The sequence below is a fragment of the Ralstonia sp. Ralssp135 genome, from assembly GCF_047304345.1.
GTDB lineage: Bacteria > Pseudomonadota > Gammaproteobacteria > Burkholderiales > Burkholderiaceae > Ralstonia > Ralstonia chuxiongensis.
Window position 1 is genome coordinate 1 of sequence record NZ_JBGLYZ010000098.1, and the last position, 271, is coordinate 271.

The following is a 271-nucleotide window of genomic DNA, read 5'->3' on the forward strand; positions in this document are numbered from 1 at the left end:
GACCCAGGAGGGCGTGGCAGGGGTCAGCCCGGACGTCGAGCCGGACGCCGCATCGCTGCAGGAGCTCACGGCCCGCGTTCGCGAGACGGGTGTCACCACCGTCTACACCGAGACGTTGGTCTCTCCCGCGCTGGCCGAGACGGTCGCCCGGGAGGCGGGAGCCGGTGTGGCCGTCCTCGACCCGCTCGAGGGCCTGACCGGGGCCTCCGCCGGGGAGGACTACCTGGAGGTCATGAAGGCCAACCTGCGCACCCTGCGCAAAGGCCAGGGG

At 73.1% G+C, this 271-nt stretch carries 1 protein-coding gene; it reads left to right on the top strand.

Translation table 11 applies throughout. The features are described 5' to 3' along the window. Positions 1-271: metal ABC transporter substrate-binding protein (locus ACCD03_RS25540; RefSeq protein ID WP_413413283.1), on the top strand; the 271-nt coding region annotated here is incomplete at both ends.